Here is a 1,895-nt window from a genome sequence, read left to right on the forward strand (position 1 = left end):
GCCTATGGCCGTCTCGGCGCCTCCGACGACGCCATCGCCGATGCCGCGCGGCGGGCGCAGCTCGACGGCATGATATCAGGCCTGCCGGCCGGTTATGATACGATCATCGGCGAGCGCGGCGTAAAACTGTCCGGCGGCCAGAAGCAGCGGCTGGCGATTGCCCGTATGTTCTTGAAGAACCCGCCGATCCTGATCCTCGACGAGGCGACGTCGGCGCTCGACACCGAGACCGAGCGCGAAATCCAGAAGTCGCTGGCCGAACTTGCCGAGGGCCGAACCACGCTGGTCATCGCACACCGGCTGGCAACGATCCGCGGCGCCGACCGCATCGTCGTCGTCTCGGAGTCGGGCGTCGTCGAGCAGGGGTCGCACAGCGAACTGATCCGTGCCGGCGGCATCTATCGACGCCTGCACGACGCCCAGCATCTGGTGTCATCGCGTTGATCCACTATGGTAGCGGCCAAGCAGGGAGCCCCCGGATGATCAAGGCAACGCCCTTCGACTTTCCCTTTGACGGCAGGCTGGTGGCCGAAAACACCGCGCTGATCGTCATCGACCTGCAGCAGGATTTCCTGTCGACGACGGGCTACTTCGCCAGGCAGGGCTATGACCCGTCGCCTCTGAGGGCGATCCTGCCGACGGTGAGCCGGCTGATCGCGGCCGCGCGCAGGGCCGGCGTCAGGGTCATCCATACCAGGCAGGGCTATAGGGCCGACATGGCCGATATGACGCCTTACGAAAAATGGCGCCGCAAGCGCTCCGGTCTCGACGGCACCGATATCCTGCTGCGCTCGGGCACGGGGTTCCAGATCGTTCCGGAGATCGACGTGGCACCGCACGACATCATCGTCGACAAGACCTGCAACAGCGCCTTCACCTATACGGATTTCGAGCTTGTGCTCCGCGCGCAAGGCATCACGCATCTCATGTTTTCCGGATGCACGACGGATGTCTGCGTCCACACCACGCTGCGCGAAGCCTGCGACCGCAAGTTTCAATGCCTGACGATTTCCGACGCCTGCGCCAGCGGCGACAAACAAGCCCACGAGGCCGCGCTTCATATGGTGACGGTCGAAGATGGCGTCTTCGGCGCGCTGGCGGATTCGGGCGCTGTCATTGAAGGCCTGTCGCGGCTTGGCGACAGGCCCGAGGCAACAAAAGGCTGAAGGACTTCAGCCCGTTGCGCGCGTCTCCAATCCTGCACGAGACGCATATGCTCCAGGCTGGAATGCCTCGTGTTCGCGACGCGCCAGCGAATTGCGCAGCAGGGCGATCGTTTCCCGGCCGAGCGTTGCGATCTCGCGTGGCGTGTCGACGCCGACAATCATGAATTCATCGATCCCGAGGGCTGCATAGGCAAGCAGCGACAGGGCGGCCTGGGCTGGCGGCCCGGCAACATCGACCGCCTTGTGGCCGGAGGCGGAAGCACCCTGGTGAATCCCGACCGGAAGCGCGAAGCGCAGCTTGCCGGCCCGGCCATGTTCGGCGGCGGAGCGACGCACCCGCTCCATCAATTGCCGGATCTCGTCGATCGAGCCCGGCGCCAGTTCAAAGACATCGGCATGCCGGCCGGCCACCTTGAGCGCCGTTCCGGACTGCCCGCCCATGCGGATGACCAGGTCGGCGCCGTGCGGTCCCTTGCGCGGCACGTAGCCGCCCTTGATGCTGTAGAACGTTCCTTCGTGGTCGAAGGGCCGGTCGTTCGACCACAGCCGCTTCAGCAGCACCAGATATTCGTCTATTCGCTGCCAGATGACGGTGTGCCCGACCGGCCGTGTTTCGGCGTCGGCATCGCTCAGCGGCTCGCTGATCATTCTCAGCGCCAGGCGTCCGCCGCTTTGCCTGTCGATCGACGCCAGTTGTCGGGCCGCCACAGTCGGTTCGACCACGCCCGC

At 65.3% G+C, this 1,895-nt stretch carries 3 protein-coding genes; 2 read left to right on the forward strand and 1 reads right to left on the reverse strand.

The features are described from left to right. On the forward strand, window positions 1-444 hold a 444-nt coding region (locus EN969_RS29090), incomplete at its 5' end, for an ATP-binding cassette domain-containing protein (RefSeq protein WP_127419626.1). 35 nt (window positions 445-479) lie between these two features. Then, the gene (locus EN969_RS29095) at window positions 480-1,166 is read left to right on the forward strand and encodes an isochorismatase family cysteine hydrolase (protein ID WP_063169486.1); all 687 of its coding nucleotides are present in this window, start codon (window positions 480-482) and stop codon (window positions 1,164-1,166) included. A gap of 6 nt (window positions 1,167-1,172) precedes the next feature. Here EN969_RS29095 and EN969_RS29100 read toward each other — a convergent pair. Continuing rightward, a partial coding sequence (locus tag EN969_RS29100) for an LLM class flavin-dependent oxidoreductase (RefSeq protein ID WP_127419627.1) occupies window positions 1,173-1,895 on the reverse strand: 723 nt, incomplete at its 5' end.

Origin of the sequence: Mesorhizobium sp. M7A.F.Ca.CA.003.01.2.1 (assembly GCF_003998945.1) — a bacterium.
Taxonomy (GTDB): domain Bacteria; phylum Pseudomonadota; class Alphaproteobacteria; order Rhizobiales; family Rhizobiaceae; genus Mesorhizobium; species Mesorhizobium ciceri.

What these genes read in the sequence shown, in the direction of transcription:
- EN969_RS29095 (WP_063169486.1), top strand. Translation starts at nt 480, where the DNA reads ATGATCAAGGCAACGCCCTTCGACTTTCCCTTTGACGGCAGGCTGGTG.